A 13,920-nucleotide genomic window follows, 5' to 3' on the forward strand; every position below is an offset into this window, starting at 1 on the left:
GGCCCGGTCAGGCGTTGAGATACGCGAGCACGGCCCGGACGCGCCGGTTGTCGTCGTCGGAGGGCGGCAGGTCCAGCTTGGTGAGGATGTTGTTGATGTGCTTGCTCACCGCCTTCTCGGTGATGCCGAGCTTGACGGCGATCGCGGAGTTGGAGCGGCCCTCGGCCATCTCGCCGAGTACCTCCCGCTCCCGGGCGGTGAGCACCGCCAGCGGCTCGCTGCGGGCCAGCAGCTGCGAGATCACTTCCGGATCCATGGCGGTGCCGCCGCCGGCGACGCGTTCGACGGCGTCGATGAACTCGCCGATGTTCGATACCCGGTCCTTGAGCAGGTAGCCGACGCCGCCGTGCGGGCTACCGAGCAGTTCCCGTGCGTAGAGCGGCTCCACATGCTGGGAGAGCATCAGGGTCGGCAGGCCCGGCATCCGGGTCCGGGCGGCGATCGCGGCCTGGAGTCCTTCGTCGGTGAAGGTCGGGGGCAGCCGGACGTCGATGACCGCGACGTCGGGCTTGTGCGCCAGCAGCGCCGGCAGCAGCGCCGGTCCGTTGTCGACCGCCACCACGACGTCGAAGTCGAACGCCTGCAGCAGCCGGGTCAGTCCGTCACGGAGGAGGGCATGGTCTTCGGCGATGACAACGCGCACGGCAGCTCCATCGTGATCACGGTCGGTCCCGAGGGCGGGCTGGACAGCGCCATGGTGCCGTCGAACGCGGCAAGGCGGCGCTCGATGCCGCGCAGGCCGGAGCCGGCCTCCGGATCGGCGCCGCCGGCGCCGTCGTCGGTGACCACGATGCTGAGGACGCCGTGCTCATGGCGCAGGGTCACCGATCCGCTGCGGGCGCGGCTGTGCCGGATCAGGTTGGTCAGCGTCTCGGCGACGGCGAAGTACGCCGCGGACTCGACGGGTGTGTCGGGCCGGCCCGGCAGGTCGACCTCGACCGCGATGTCCACGGGCAGGCTGAGCGCCAGCGCGCGGACGGCCCCGCCGAGCCCGCGCTCGGCGAGCACCGGCGGGTGGATGCCACGGACCAGGTGCCGCAGTTCGACCAGCGCCGCGCCGCTGGACTCGAGGGCCTCGGCGAGCAGCTTGCGGGCGCCGGTCGGGTTGCGGTCGAGGATCTCGTCGGCCAGGCCGATGACCATGCGCAGCGAGACCAGCCGGGCCTGGACGCCGTCGTGCAGGTCGCGTTCGATGCGGCGCAGCTCGGCCGCTTGAGCGTCCACCGTGTCGGCCCGCGTCACCGTCAGTTGCGTGACGCGCAGCCGGAGCTCGGCCGTCCTGGTCGGCGCGAGGAACAGCCGCGCGAAGTGCGCGTCGACGCGGCGCAGCCAGGGCGCCACCGACAGGCCGACGGTCAGGATGACCGCGCCCTGCGGCAGGCAGAGCAGAGCCACGCCGAGCGTGTCGACGGACCAGATCGCGCCGTAGCCGTACCAGCCGGTGCCGAGCCAGATCCACAGCGGCGTCAGCCCTATGCCGGCGAGCCCGTACAGCGGCACGAGCACACCGATGGCGCCCAGCCCGCATCCGACGACCGCACCCGGCGCGAGCCACGCGAGGTCGCGCCACGTGGCCGGGTCCGTCACCGTCCACCGGAACCGCTGCCAGCCACCGGCCACCGCCCGCTCCGGCGCCGGATGATACGGGCGGGTCACCAGCACGCCGGTCCGCGACGCGCGCCGGCGCTCCAGATCGGCGCGCATCCGGACGAGGCTCATCGTCCACGGCACCAGCGCCAGCCCCAGGAACGGCACGGGGGTGAGGATCAGCACGACGACGGAGATGACCAGCAACGGCAGGTTGGTGACCGCCAGGCCGATCGCCGTCAAGCCGGCCAGCGCCGAACGCACGCCCCGGCAGGCCCATCGGCCGGTCCGCGCGCCGGTTCCGGTCATGCCCACCGCCACATTGTGCCAGCGGATGACACGGCGCAACGGTGGTGCTAGCACCCCCACGGCGGAGGACCTGGCGCTCCTGACGAGGCGCGCACCGCACGGTGTGATGGAGCCATGACGATCACCACGACACCGCCGCGGGCGCCGGCGGGCAGTGACTTCGCCGTCCTGGCCCGCCGGATCAACCGCGAAGGGCTGATGGAGCGCCGGCCCGCCTACTACCTCGCCCGGTTGAGCACCGTCACGCTCATGCTGCTCGGCGGCTGGACCGCGTTCGTGCTCATCGGCTCGTCGTGGTGGCAGCTGGTAACGGCCGGTTTCCTCGCCGTCACGTTCGCCCAGGTGGCGCTCGTGGCCCATGATCTGGCCCATCGTCAGGTGTTCCGGACCCGGCGGCCCAGCGAGGTCGCCGGGCTGCTGGCCGGCAACCTCGGTATCGGCATGAGCTACGGCTGGTGGATGGACAAGCACACCCGCCACCACAACAACCCCAACCACGACGACCTCGACCCGGACGTCGCGCCCGAGGTGCTCGTGTGGGCGACGTCGTCGGCCGTGGGCCGGCGAGGGCTGGCGGCGTTCATCACCCGGCACCAGGCCGCGCTGTTCTTCCCGCTCCTCACACTGCTGGCCGTCGACCTGAAGGTCTCCAGCGTCAAGGCACTGCGCAACGGCGTCACCAAACACCGCGGCCTGGAGAGCGCGCTGCTCGTCCTGCACGCCGCCGGCTATCTGGCGGCGCTGCTGCTCGTGCTGTCGCCACTGCAGGCCGTCGCCTTCCTGCTCGTGCACCAGGCGGTGTTCGGCGTCTACCTCGGCATGACGTTCGCGCCCAACCACAAGGGCATGCCGCACCCGACCGGCGACGAGGACTTCCTCCGCAAGCAGGTGCTCACGTCCCGCAACGTCCACGGCGGCTGGTTCACCGACGCGGCGCTCGGCGGCCTGAACTACCAGATCGAGCACCACCTGTTCCCCGGCATGCCGACGCCCAACCTGCGCCGGGCGCAGCCCATCGTGCAGGCGTACTGCGAGGAGATCGGCGTGGCCTACGAACAGACGAGCCTGCTCACCTCGTACCGCCAGGCGCTGCAATACCTGCACGAGGTGGGCGCTCCGGCCCGCGCGGCGCACGCGGCCCGCTGACGTGCCGCCGCCGCCGCGCGGATCGGGTCAGGCGCGGCGGCGGCGGACCTTGCCGGTCGGCGGCTCGTCGGACAGGGCGTCGACCACGCTGCAGACGTTGTCGAGGGGATCGTGCTCGTCGAGGCTGACCGCGACGCAGCGCAGCATGGCGCGGAAGCGGGCCCGGTCCTCCTCGGGCAGGGCGCCGAGGACCAGGTCCTCGACGTGGCGGAGCTTGCGCTGCAGGTCGCACAGGGTCGCCCGGCCGGCGTCGGTGGCGACGATGCGGCGGGCGCGGCGGTCGGCGGGGTCGGGCTGGCGCTCGATCACGCCGGCCTTCTCCAGGTCGTCGAGCAGGTAGGTCATGACGGTGCGGTCGATGCCGAGCTTGTTGGCCAGGGCCAGCTGCGTGTAGGTGGCGCCGTCGACGGCGGAGGTCAGGACCTGGTAGCCACGGGGGCCGCCGGGCACGCCGGCGATGACCGACTGGGCGCCCTTCGCGTAGCCGCGCAGCAGCACGCCAAGCGCCCAGCCCAGGTCGGACTGGAGGTCGGAGTGCGTCTGAGCCGGGCTCTCCGGCGCCTGGGTCATGTCGTAATGATACGCATGTCACTCACTCTTGTCATGAGATGTTCTGCATTGCAGACTTTCTGTGTTGCCGTTGAACACCGTGGAGGTACCACAGATGCATCTCTTCCGACTCGACGCGAGCATCCGGGTCGAGGGCTCGGTGAGCCGCGCGCTCGCCGACACCGCTGAGCAGGCCTGGCGCGCCGAGCACCACGACGCCGTCGTGACCCGCCGCGACCTCGGCCTCGATCCGCTGCCGGCGGACCTGTGGGCGCCGGCCGTGCGGGCCTCGATGGACCCGTCGGCGCCACCGGCGCCGGAGGCGACCGCCCTGATGGAACAGCTCTCCGCGGAGCTGATCGACGCCGACGCCTACATTTTCGCGGTACCGCTCTACAACTGGGGCCTGCCGGCCCAGATCAAGATCTGGCTCGACATGATCCTGCTCAACCCGCGCTTCAAGACCGGCGGCGACCTGCCGATCGCCGGGCGCCCGGCGGTGCTGGCGCTCAGCCGCGGCGGCGGCTACGGCCCGGGCGCGCCGAAGGAGGGCTGGGACCACGCCGGCCCGTATCTGCGCCGCATGCTCGGCGAGGTCCTCGGCCTCGACGTGCACGTCGCGGAGGCGGAGCTGACCCTGGCCGACCTCAACCCGGCGATGGCGCCGCTGCGGGGCCTGGCCGCGGACCTGCTCAAGTCCGGTCACGAGAACGCGGCCGCGCACGGCCGCCGGGTGGCGGAGCTACTCCGCACCGCCTGACCGCTTTTGTCCGAATCTGGACACCCGGGCGGCCGAGAGTGGACGAGATCGGCAGTGAGCGCGGTCTCCGGTCGTTGGTTGAACGACCACGAACCGTAAAGGGCCCGCGGTGCGGCGCTTTCTCTCCGTGATCATGCCGAGGAGCGTCCCGAATGGCGGGATCTCCATGATCGTGGAGCGATGATGTACCAGGAGCGGCACTATCACTCCGCGATCACGCGCATCCCAGCCAGTGGACGTCTCCGGTGCATGATCGCGGAAGCAAAATGCCGCACCGGCCGCAGGGGTCACCAGCGCCGCGCGCGGCGGGGCGGGGCCGCTGGGGGTCGCGCCGCTGTGGATCGGCGGAGTTGAGCCGGCCGCTGGATCTGGCGGCGTGGGAGGGCGCAAGCCGGGGGCGAAGGCGGCCGGGCACCGGCTTCGGGGCCCCGTAACCCCGCCAGCAGTGCCACGCGGGTCGAGCGCAACCGCGCCGTCGCGGCCCGGGGTGGCGCACCTGGGGGGGGGGCGACGAAGCCGCGGTGCACATCGCCACGATCAACGAATGGCTGTGCCTGACTGCGATACAGGCCATAGGGGGCGCCAGGGGGACGCGGTAGGCGGGTTAGCCGAGCGGGGGCAGGTTGTTGGTCAGCTCGATCGCCGTGTGGATGAGCGACTGCAGCCGCGCCGTCAAGGCGAGCAGCAACTGGTGGGCGGCCGGGCCGGCGTGCACGGCCGCCTCGCGTAATGTCTCCAGGTCACCCTGGACCTGGCTGAGCTGGCCGGTCAGGTCGCCGGCCCCCCGCTCCAGGGCCTCGGCCATGTCGGCCAGGCTCACGCCGTTGGCCTCGAGCACCTTGATCGCGGCGATCCGGTCGACGCACGAGGCGTCATAGAGCCGGAAGTTGCCGGCCGTGCGTTGCGCCGACTCGATCAGGCCAAGCCCGGTGTAGAAGTCGACGGTGCGGGTCGACACGCCGGAGAGATTGGCGAGCTCCCCGATCCGCAGCAATCTTGACACGATCCAACCCTACAGTGCCGCGTGCTAGTTCGCCCGACATGATCTCAAGAGTCAGCGCCGCACCCTGGGCGAGGCCGGGCCGGCGCCGTCGACACCGTACTAGACGAACCTGAGACTCGCCCGGCACAGCCACGTGCGCGGCGGTGCCGCTGTCGGCTTCCTGACCGCTACCAGCGCAACCACCCCGACCGGCCGGAACATGTCGGCCGGTCGGAGCGCGTCCACCGACCGATGCGACACATCGGACACATCCGGCGATAGATATCGGCCTGACCGGGCCAGGGCGTCGATCGCCCGACACGGTACCGTTAAGCACTACAGGGGTGGACAAGCCGTAGGCTACGGACGCGGGAGGCGGGGCATGCGAGAGCTCGTCGTGGTAGGTGTGCGAGCGCAGACCTGGCAGAGCCGTCCCGTGGTCCTGCTCAAGGACCCATCCACGGGCCGGCATCTGCAGCTGCCCGTGGAGGGCGGCCCGCGCAGCATGGACGAGCCGATCAGCGCCGAGCTGTTCCAGCGCGCGCTGACCGCGCTGCGGGCGCCGCTGCGCGCGATCGAGGTGGTCGCCGCGCAAGGGCCGTTCCAGCTGGTGCTCGGCGAGGGCCTGCGGGTGCCGGCGGCACCGCTGGAGGCGATCGCGCTGGCCCGGCACTGGGGCGTGCCGATCGTGACGACCGAGGAGCTGCTCGCCAACGCCTCCATCGCCGCGCCCGAGGGGCCGACCCAGCCGCTCGACCTGACCGCGCACATGGAGAAGCTGCCCACGGGCCGCGCGACCCTGCTGATCCGCAAGGGCGCCGAGGCCGGCGCCGAGTTCCAGCTCGACGGCGACGTCGTGCGCTGCGGCCGCGACTCGGCCAACCAGATCGTGCTCGACGACAACACCGTGTCGCGCAAACACGTCGAGTTCCACCGCAACACCGGCGGGTTCGGCTACTCGATGCTCGACCTGGGCAGCCTCAACGGCACCTACGTCAACGGCGAGCGGGTCAAGAGCGCCACCCTCAACGACGGCGACGAGGTCCAGGTCGGCAAGTTCACGCTGCTGTACCAGCTGCGCTAGTCACCAGTTCGACGGCTCGTAGTCCTTCAGGAAGCAGCCGTAGAGGTCCTCGCCGCGCTCGCCGCGCACGATCGGGTCGTAGACCCGCGCGGCGCCGTCGGCGAGGTCGAGGGGGGCGTGGAAGCCCTCCTCGTGCAGCCGCATCTTCGTCGGGTGCGGCCGCTCGTCGGTGATCCAGCCGGTGTCGACCGCGGTCATCAGGATGCCGTCGGAGAGCATCTCCTCCGCGCTGGTGCGGGTGAGCATGTTCAGCGCGGCCTTGGCCATGTTCGTGTGCGGATGGCCCGGTCCCTTGTACCGCCGGCTGAACTGCCCCTCCATCGCCGAGACGTTCACCACATACTTGCGCCGCGCCGGCGCCGCCGCCAGCGCCGGACGCAGCCGGCTGACCAGAATGAACGGCGCCGTCACATTGCACAGCTGCACCTCGAGCAGCTCCAGCGGGTCGACCTCCTCCACGGTCTGCACCCAGCTGTTGCTGTCGGCGAGGTCCGGCACGAGCCCGCCCGCGTCGATCGCGGTCAGCGCGGCGATCTTCGCCGGCGTCGTGTTGCGGCTGGTCAGCGCGAGCGCGGTGAGCGCGTCCGGCGGGATCAGGGTCGGCGCGACGTCAACGCCGAGCCCGGCCTCCAGGGTCAGCTCCGCGTGCGGGTCGGCCTTGTGGAACGTCACCACCTCCGGCATCGCGCCCTCCAGCACCAGCGGGGCGGACTCGGCCGCGACCAGGTGCGAATACGAACCGGGGGCGCGCTTCACCGTCTGCGCCGCGTTGTTGATGAGGATGTCGAGCGGCCCCCGCGCGGCCACGTCGTCGGCGAGCGCCGCCACCTGCGCCGGGTCGCGCAGGTCGATGCCGACGATCCGCAGCCGGTGCAGCCAGTCGCCGCTGTCCGGCATCGCCGCGAAACGCCGCACCGCGTCGTTGGGGAACCGCGTGGTGATCGTGGTGTGCGCACCGTCACGCAGCAGGCGCAGCGCGATGTACATCCCGATCTTGGCGCGGCCGCCGGTCAGCAGCGCCCGCCGCCCGGTCAGGTCGGTGCGCTGGTCGCGCCGCTCCCGGTTGAGCTTCGCGCACGCCGGGCACAGCTGGTGGTAGAACGCGTCGACGTCGACATAGCGGCTCTTGCACGTGTAGCACGACCGGGCCCGCAGCAGCCGTCCCGCGCTCGCCCCGGCCGTCGGCGACACCAGCGCGATGCCCTGCGTCTCGTCGTCGATGCGGCCGGGCGCCCCGGTCGCGGTCGCCGCCGTCACCTGCCGGTCGGCCTCGGTGATGGCCGCGCGCCGCTCGCTGCGCCGCTGGCGCTTCACCGTCTTGTACAGGTGCGAGGTGGCCCGGCGCACCAGCTGCACGTCGGGATGGTCGGGCGGCAGCGTCTGCAGCTCGTCGAAGACCGACAAACAGGTCGCCAGCCGCTCGGGGTCGATGCCGGGGCCGTGGTCGCGGTCGGCGTCGTGATCGTGGTCGGGGTCGTGCGGGGTCACGCAGGAACTGTACGCAACTCAGGCGGCCGCACACCAAGCAGTAACGGGCCCGGACGGCGTCGTTGCCATCCGGGCCCGTTACTCGCTCGCGGCGCCCACCGTCCCCCGTTGCACTACTGCTTCGGTGGGGGTCGCGGTCGTTCTCGTGACCTCTGCAGTAAACACGGCTACCTCCGACAAATCCGGCATTTCCGGGCAAGTTGGTGCGCGCGGCGGGCGGGTTCAGCCATTCGTGGAGACATCCCCTTCGCCGCTGGTGGAGCGCGCCGCCCGGGCCACCGGGCGCAGCCACGGCACCGCCAGCAGGATGACCACCGGCGGCAGCACGAAGCCGGCCCGGGTCGAGGCCACCGCATCGAGGATCGCGCCGTCGAGCGCGGCCCCGGCGGCGGCGCCGACCGAGAACGCCGTCGCCACCCAGGCGAACGCCTCCGCGGCCGTGCCCGTGGGCGCGATCCGGTCCACCGTCAGGAACGTGGCGGCGAGCAACGGCGGCAGGCACAGGCCGCAGAGGATGGCGAGCGGCACCATGAGTACCGCCGAAGCGGGCGTCAGCAGCAGCGGGACATAGCCCGCGCCGAGCAGCGCGGCCAGCACCGGCAGCAGCGTGCCGCCGACCCGGAGCCTGGTGTTGACGAGGCCACCGATCAGGGCGCCGCACGCCTGCGCGGCCAGCAGCCAGCTCGCCCACTCACGGTGGCCGACCGTCTCCGCGTAGTCCAGCAGCGCCACCGGCAGGCTGCCCACGCCCGCGCCGACCAGGACCACCGCGGTCAGCAGCAGCCGCAGCCGGCCCGAGCGCAGCGCACCGGCCCAGTGCCGCTCCCCCGGCATGCCGCGCCAGCGCCGCACCGCGGGCGTGGAGACGAACCACAGCGTGCCGAGCAGTTGCAGGACGGCGGTGGTGTACACCCCGGCGACCCCGCCGCCGACCGTCACCGCCGCGCCGGCCACCAGCGGGCCGAGGATGAAGATGAGCTCCTGCACGGCGATGTCGAGGGTGTACGCGGTGGGCACGTCCGCCTCGTCCAGCAGGTCGCGCCAGAGCACCCGCAAACCGGCCTCGAACGGGGGCGCGCCGAGCCCGGCGAGCAGCACCGCGAGGGCGGCGGCCCAGAGCGGTACCCCTTGGGCAAGCAGAACGAACCCGGCGGTCGACACGGCGGCGCCGCCGAGCATTACCGGCGGCTGCCGGAAGCGGTCGGCGATCCGCGCCAGGACGGGCCCGCCGACGGCCAGGCCGGCCGTGTACACACCCACGAGCAGCCCGGCGGCGCCGATCGACAGGGTCTCCCGGGCATACAGCAGCAGGGCCACCGGCGCGGCCCCGAGCGGCAGCCGCCCGAGGGTGCTGGCGGCAAGCACCCGGGCGACCTGCGCGGCGCGCAGCACAGCGGTGACCGACATGAAGGTGATCATGCCATCGGCCCGGCCCATGTTCCGACCGGGCGGACACCGGGCATCACTGTGATGTCCGATCCGTTCTTTGGGAGGTGTACCCGCTGTGTCGTCCACGTCAGCCCAGGCCATGAGCCGCTGCCCGGTCTGCGGCGCTCGCGTCTACGTCAACGCCGGCTCCCCGACGCCGGCTCACCAGCCCGACAACGCCGCCGCCTCGGGCTCCGCCCAGTGCCCCGGCACCGGCCAGCCCAGCCGCTGACTCCCGCCTGCCGCCGACACCCACAGGGGGTGCTCCGGCAGGCGTCGCCTTCCGCATCCTAGGAAACTAGGCAAGAACCAGGGGGCCGCCGCAGAGCGATCACCGCGAGGCCCGGCGAGGCGGCGCTTTGCGGCGCACCGGGGCGACCGGATGTCTCCGTGATCATGCATGTGCCGCGGACGCACCGCGGGTTCGCCATGATCGTGGAGACATTTGGTACACAGGTGTACAAGTTTCTTCCGTGATCATGAAAAACCGATGGTGTCGGTGGCCAGTACGGCATGATCACGGAGACTTCCGGTCGAAGCGCGGCGCCGGGGTGACACCCGCCCGGCGAAACGACCGCCCAGCGCCCGACCCGCCCGGCGCGTTCGGCGCCCGACCCGCCCAGCGCCCGACCCGCCCGGCGCGTTCGGCGCCCGACCCGCCCAGCGCCCGGCGCGCTCGGCGTCACGGCCGGCCTGCGCCACCGTCGCTCGAGCAGCCGCCGCGAGCCGCGATCGCGCTCGATGAGGGCGGCGGTCTCGGCGCCGCCCGGCAGGGACCGCCCGAGGGGCCTGGCCGGGCCCGGACCGCCGGGATCCGAAGCAGCACCCATCGCTGGAGGCGCCCCCGGCCGAGTCCGGGGCGCCGGCGATCATGGCCCGGTCCAGGTCGCGCCCAGGCCGGCCCGGGGCAAGCGGCCGTAGGCCCGGGTTTGTCGCCCGGAGTGTGGGGGCCGGGTTGCCGCCCGGAGGGGCCGGGTTGCCGCGTGGAGCGGGGCCGGGTTGCCGCCCGGGGTGGGGCCAGGGGGCGCGTTGGGTGGGGGCGGGTGAAACGCGTGGATCACCCGTTTCGTGGCGGGATCGCGGGGCGCGGCGACCGCACGATCGTTGGCATGTTGCGCCTCGATCCCGACAGCGTCCTGGTCACCACCGCCGCCGAGCTGCAGACCCGTCACCTCGAACGGGATTCCGACGACCCCGCCCGCTGCGCCGCCTGTGGGGCGCCGCTCCCCTGCCCCGTGGAGGCCGCCGCCGCCCTCGTCTGCCGGGCCGGTGGGCTCTGGCTGGAGGGCGACACCGTCGTGGAGGCGCTGGAGCCGCCCACGCAGCTCATCGCGATCCTCCCGGCCGAAGTCTGAACAAGCCGAAGTCTGAACAAGCCGAAGTCTGAACAAGCCGAAGTCTGAACAAGCCGAAGTCCGAACAAGCCGAATTCTGAACCGCGAGAACATCAGATGAACGCGTCGGTGACGCCGTAGTGGCCGAGGGCGCGGCGCAGCAGCTGGGCGGCGTAGTAGGCGCGCGACTTCACCGTGCCCAGTGGTACGCCCAGCTCGCCGGCCACCTCGGCGTGCGTGCGGTCGCGGAAGTGCACGCGGATGAGCACCTCGCGGTGCACCGGCGAGAGGTCGCGCAGCGCGCCGACGAGGATGACCCGGTCGAGGGCGGCGTCCAGCAGGCCCTCGCCCGGTGTCCAGATGGCCGGGGCGCTGTCCTCGTCCACCTCGTCCACCTCCGTCGGGCGGGCGGCGTGCCGGCGTACCCAGTCGATGGCCAGGTTGCGGGCGACCCGGGTCAGCCAGGCCTGCGGCGAGCGGGCCGCGGCCACCGTCGCCAGGTGCCGCCAGGCGCGCAGCAGGGTCTCCTGCACGATGTCCTCGACGCGGTGCGGGTCGCCGGGGAGGAGCCGGCCGATGTACTGCCGCAGCGCCGGCGAGCTCTCCGGCACCAGCACCCGCTCGAACCACTCCACCAGCTCGCGGCTCGGCTCCATCGGGACCCGCTAGCGGACCGCGTCGGAGGTGGGGACGTCGTATGCGGTCAGGCGCAACAGGTCCTCGGTGGACGGGCTCTCCAGGTCCGCCACCCGCTGGGCCTGATGCTCGGTCATCCACTGGAAGACCTGCCGGGCCGCGCGGCCGTTGCCGAAGCCGTGGCCGTGGTTTATCGAGGCGAAGAACGCGTAGAGGGCCGCGCGGGCGTCCTCGGCGAGCTGGTACTCGTGGTGCCGGCACTGCGACTCGACGATCTCGGTGAGCTCGTCGGCGCCGTAGTCCTCGAACGTCAGCGTGCGCGAGAAGCGGGAGGCCAGGCCCGGGTTGGAGGCGATGAACCGGCTCATCTCCTTCGGGTAGCCGGCCACGATGACGACGACGTCGTCGCGGTGGTCCTCCATCAGCTTGACCAGCGTGGCGATCGCCTCCTGGCCGAAGTCCTGGGTGTGGCCGGGCGGCACGAGGGAATACGCCTCGTCGATGAACAGGACCCCGCCCAGCGCCCGCTTGAAGACGGCGGTGGTGCGCGGGCCGGTGTGGCCGACGTACTCGCCGACCATCGCGGTGCGGTCCGCCTCGATCAGGTGGCCGCGCTCCAGCATGCCGAGCGCGGCGAGCAGGCGGCCGTAGAGGCGGGCCACGGTGGTCTTGCCGGTGCCGGGATTGCCGGCGAAGACGAGGTGGCGGCTCAGCGGCGGGGCGGCGAGGCCGGCGTCCTGGCGGCGGCGCACCGTCTGCATCAGCTTGATCTGCGCCTGCACGTCCTGCTTGACCCGGTTGAGCCCGACCAGCGCGTTGAGCTCGGCGAGCAGGTCCGGCAGGTCCGCCTGCTCGGCGGTGCGCTCGGCCGGCGCGGCGACCACGGCCGCGCTCGTGGCGCCGCCGGCGGTGGCGGTGCCCAGCGCCGGGACCGCCGTGCTGAGCGCGTCGGGCGGCAGCAACGAGGTCTGCACGCCGGTCAGGGCGATCTCGGTGAACACCGCCTTGGCCTGCTCGTCGACGTCGGCGTCGACCTCGGTGTCTCGGATGCGGCACCGGGTGAGCTTCGGCGCCGCCTGTGCCGCGACGTGTACCGCGGGAAACTGACTGGCGGTGAAGACGCAGTCCTCGAAGGTGCCGGCGCCCCCTTCGGCCACGAAGAGGCCGTTCTTCGCGCCGGCCGTGCATGAGGTACCGCGCACCTCCGGCGCCGCGCCGGTCCACACCACGATCCCCGATCCGCCGGCGTCGTTGACCGCACAGCGCTCGACCGTGCCCCGGCTGTCCTGTTCGAAGACGATGCCGGCGGTACCGGTGCGTTCGATCCGGATCCCGGTCAGCGCCACCGACGAGCCCACGCCCACCTGCACGCCGGCCCGCTCGCTGCCGCCGATCACGCAGCCGGTGAGCGTGACCGCCTTGTCCGAACCGGTGACGAGGCCGTTGCGGTTGGCGTCGAAGACCGCGTCGGCCACCGAGACGGCGGCATGCTCCTCGACGCTGAGCGCGGCCAGGCCGCAGCCCTGCACCCGGCCGCCGGTCATCTCGACGGTACCGTCGCCGATGACGTGCAGGCCGTGCTCGGCCGACGGGCCGAACCAGGCGCCCGCCACCGTCAGCCGCCCGGAGCCGCCGACGTGGACCGCGCTGTAGGCCGAGTCGCCGATCGCGGTGCCGTCGAGCGTGACCGTGCCTCGCTCGGTGACGAAGACCCCGTTGCCGCCGCAGTTTCGCACGGTACCCCCGGTGACCGTGACAACCGCGTCGCCCCGGCACGCCACCCCCGTCGCGCCGGCCCGGTCGACGTCGCAGTTGGTCATCACCAGCCGTCCGCGCTCGGTGGCGACCGCGCCGGCCGCCTCGGCGTCGGTGAGCCGGCACCCGGTCAGCTCGACCTGCGCGACGCCGGAGACCAGGACGCCGTCGGCGCTGCTGCGGGCGAAGGCGCTCTCCCGGGCGGTCACCGAGGCGGACTCCTCGACCAGCACGCCGTGGCGCCCGGGCGCGGCGATCGCGCCCCGGGCCAGCTCGACCGTGGCGTTGCCGCGGGCCCGCACCCCCGAGCCGGACACCGAGCCGATCCAGACGTCGTCGAGGGTGACGCGGGCCGCGCCGCCGGCCACCACGCCGATCCCGTCGATGCCGGTGACCGTGCAGTTGGTCAGGTGCACGGCGCTGTCACCCATGGCGTAGAGCCCGGCGAAGCGCGCCCCGGCGAAGCGGCACTCCCGCAGCGTCGCCCGGGCGGTCGCGGAGACCTCCACCCGGCCGTCGCGGAACTCGCAGCCGGCGAACTCGGCCGTACCCTCCAGGATGATCAGCACCGGCTCGCCCGGGTCGTCGCCGGTGAGGACCAGGCCGGCCATCTCGACCGCGGACATGACCCGCACCGGCGCGCGGCCGCCCAGCCGGACCGTCCCCTCGCCCTGCTCCGCGATGATGTGCACGGCCCGGTCGATGACCAGGTCCTCGTCGTAGACGCCGGGCGCGACCAGCACGGTGCCGCCCGGCCCCGCGGCCCGGATGCCGGCATCGATGCTCTGCGCGGCACCCGATTCTCCCGGCGCCACGCGGATCGAGCCCGATGTCACGCCGGTGCGTCGCCCCAGCAGCATTC

13 protein-coding genes are annotated in these 13,920 nt (G+C 72.7%); 5 read left to right on the forward strand and 8 right to left on the reverse strand.

Annotated elements, in window-relative coordinates:
- Positions 1 to 7 precede the first annotated feature (7 nt).
- Positions 8 to 643: a LuxR C-terminal-related transcriptional regulator gene (locus ACQPXD_RS39265; protein WP_432827222.1), complete on the reverse strand. Its 636-nt coding sequence runs from the start codon at positions 641 to 643 to the stop codon at positions 8 to 10.
- Positions 595 to 1,896, reverse strand: coding sequence for a sensor histidine kinase (locus ACQPXD_RS39270; RefSeq protein WP_432844122.1), 1,302 nt, complete (start codon positions 1,894 to 1,896; stop codon positions 595 to 597). Before ACQPXD_RS39270 ends, ACQPXD_RS39265 begins: the two co-directional genes overlap by 49 nt.
- Positions 1,897 to 2,010: 114 nt before the next feature.
- Here ACQPXD_RS39270 and ACQPXD_RS39275 point away from each other — a divergent pair, with 114 nt between their 5' ends.
- A complete protein-coding gene (locus ACQPXD_RS39275; protein ID WP_432827224.1) occupies positions 2,011 to 3,042 on the forward strand; it encodes a fatty acid desaturase family protein in 1,032 nt (343 codons plus the stop codon).
- Between the two features lie 27 nt (positions 3,043 to 3,069).
- Here ACQPXD_RS39275 and ACQPXD_RS39280 read toward each other — a convergent pair whose 3' ends face one another.
- Positions 3,070 to 3,612 carry a MarR family winged helix-turn-helix transcriptional regulator gene (locus tag ACQPXD_RS39280; protein WP_432827226.1) on the reverse strand — a complete coding sequence of 181 codons (543 nt, stop codon included), beginning with the start codon at positions 3,610 to 3,612 and terminating at the stop codon, positions 3,070 to 3,072.
- A 94-nt stretch (positions 3,613 to 3,706) separates the two neighbouring features.
- Here ACQPXD_RS39280 and ACQPXD_RS39285 point away from each other — a divergent pair, with 94 nt between their 5' ends.
- On the forward strand, positions 3,707 to 4,351 hold the full coding sequence (locus tag ACQPXD_RS39285; RefSeq protein WP_432827228.1) for an FMN-dependent NADH-azoreductase: 645 nt from the start codon (positions 3,707 to 3,709) through the stop codon (positions 4,349 to 4,351).
- Between the two features lie 604 nt (positions 4,352 to 4,955).
- On the opposite strand, the gene ACQPXD_RS39290 is transcribed toward ACQPXD_RS39285, so the two are convergent.
- A complete protein-coding gene (locus ACQPXD_RS39290; protein ID WP_432827230.1) occupies positions 4,956 to 5,354 on the reverse strand; it encodes a MerR family transcriptional regulator in 399 nt (132 codons plus the stop codon).
- Positions 5,355 to 5,715: 361 nt separating this feature from the next.
- Here ACQPXD_RS39290 and ACQPXD_RS39295 point away from each other — a divergent pair, with 361 nt between their 5' ends.
- Positions 5,716 to 6,417 carry a bifunctional nuclease domain-containing protein gene (locus tag ACQPXD_RS39295; RefSeq protein ID WP_432827232.1) on the forward strand — a complete coding sequence of 234 codons (702 nt, stop codon included), beginning with the start codon at positions 5,716 to 5,718 and terminating at the stop codon, positions 6,415 to 6,417.
- Here the strand turns inward: ACQPXD_RS39295 and ACQPXD_RS39300 are convergent, their stop codons facing one another.
- Together ACQPXD_RS39300 and ACQPXD_RS39305 are read right to left on the reverse strand one after the other, a co-directional pair.
- Positions 6,418 to 7,905 (reverse strand): SDR family NAD(P)-dependent oxidoreductase, encoded by a 1,488-nt coding sequence (locus ACQPXD_RS39300; RefSeq protein WP_432827234.1) that lies wholly within the window; start codon positions 7,903 to 7,905, stop codon positions 6,418 to 6,420. It lies immediately after the preceding gene.
- Between the two features lie 222 nt (positions 7,906 to 8,127).
- Positions 8,128 to 9,312 (reverse strand): MFS transporter, encoded by a 1,185-nt coding sequence (locus tag ACQPXD_RS39305; RefSeq protein ID WP_432827236.1) that lies wholly within the window; start codon positions 9,310 to 9,312, stop codon positions 8,128 to 8,130.
- Between the two features lie 97 nt (positions 9,313 to 9,409).
- On the opposite strand from ACQPXD_RS39305, the gene ACQPXD_RS39310 reads away from it, so the two are divergent.
- Together ACQPXD_RS39310 and ACQPXD_RS39315 are read left to right on the forward strand one after the other, a co-directional pair.
- The gene (locus tag ACQPXD_RS39310) at positions 9,410 to 9,565 is read left to right on the forward strand and encodes a hypothetical protein (RefSeq protein ID WP_432827238.1); all 156 of its coding nucleotides are present in this window, start codon (positions 9,410 to 9,412) and stop codon (positions 9,563 to 9,565) included.
- 877 nt (positions 9,566 to 10,442) lie between these two features.
- On the forward strand, positions 10,443 to 10,688 hold the full coding sequence (locus tag ACQPXD_RS39315) for a hypothetical protein (RefSeq protein ID WP_432827240.1): 246 nt from the start codon (positions 10,443 to 10,445) through the stop codon (positions 10,686 to 10,688).
- 92 nt (positions 10,689 to 10,780) lie between these two features.
- On the opposite strand, the gene ACQPXD_RS39320 is transcribed toward ACQPXD_RS39315, so the two are convergent.
- Positions 10,781 to 11,323, reverse strand: coding sequence for a sigma-70 family RNA polymerase sigma factor (locus tag ACQPXD_RS39320; protein WP_432827242.1), 543 nt, complete (start codon positions 11,321 to 11,323; stop codon positions 10,781 to 10,783).
- 9 nt (positions 11,324 to 11,332) lie between these two features.
- Positions 11,333 to 13,918 (reverse strand): right-handed parallel beta-helix repeat-containing protein, encoded by a 2,586-nt coding sequence (locus ACQPXD_RS39325; RefSeq protein WP_432827244.1) that lies wholly within the window; start codon positions 13,916 to 13,918, stop codon positions 11,333 to 11,335.
- Positions 13,919 to 13,920 lie beyond the last annotated feature (2 nt).

Source organism: Dactylosporangium sp. CA-092794, assembly GCF_050948465.1.
Taxonomy (GTDB): domain Bacteria; phylum Actinomycetota; class Actinomycetes; order Mycobacteriales; family Micromonosporaceae; genus Dactylosporangium.

Coding starts and splice junctions, on each gene's coding strand:
- ACQPXD_RS39270 (WP_432844122.1), bottom strand. CDS start 1,896: ATGACCGGAACCGGCGCGCGGACCGGCCGATGGGCCTGCCGGGGCGTG.
- ACQPXD_RS39275 (WP_432827224.1), top strand. CDS start 2,011: ATGACGATCACCACGACACCGCCGCGGGCGCCGGCGGGCAGTGACTTC.
- ACQPXD_RS39280 (WP_432827226.1), bottom strand. CDS start 3,612: ATGACCCAGGCGCCGGAGAGCCCGGCTCAGACGCACTCCGACCTCCAG.
- ACQPXD_RS39285 (WP_432827228.1), top strand. CDS start 3,707: ATGCATCTCTTCCGACTCGACGCGAGCATCCGGGTCGAGGGCTCGGTG.
- ACQPXD_RS39295 (WP_432827232.1), top strand. CDS start 5,716: ATGCGAGAGCTCGTCGTGGTAGGTGTGCGAGCGCAGACCTGGCAGAGC.
- ACQPXD_RS39305 (WP_432827236.1), bottom strand. CDS start 9,312: ATGTCGGTCACCGCTGTGCTGCGCGCCGCGCAGGTCGCCCGGGTGCTT.
- ACQPXD_RS39315 (WP_432827240.1), top strand. CDS start 10,443: ATGTTGCGCCTCGATCCCGACAGCGTCCTGGTCACCACCGCCGCCGAG.
- ACQPXD_RS39320 (WP_432827242.1), bottom strand. CDS start 11,323: ATGGAGCCGAGCCGCGAGCTGGTGGAGTGGTTCGAGCGGGTGCTGGTG.
- ACQPXD_RS39325 (WP_432827244.1), bottom strand. CDS start 13,918: ATGCTGCTGGGGCGACGCACCGGCGTGACATCGGGCTCGATCCGCGTG.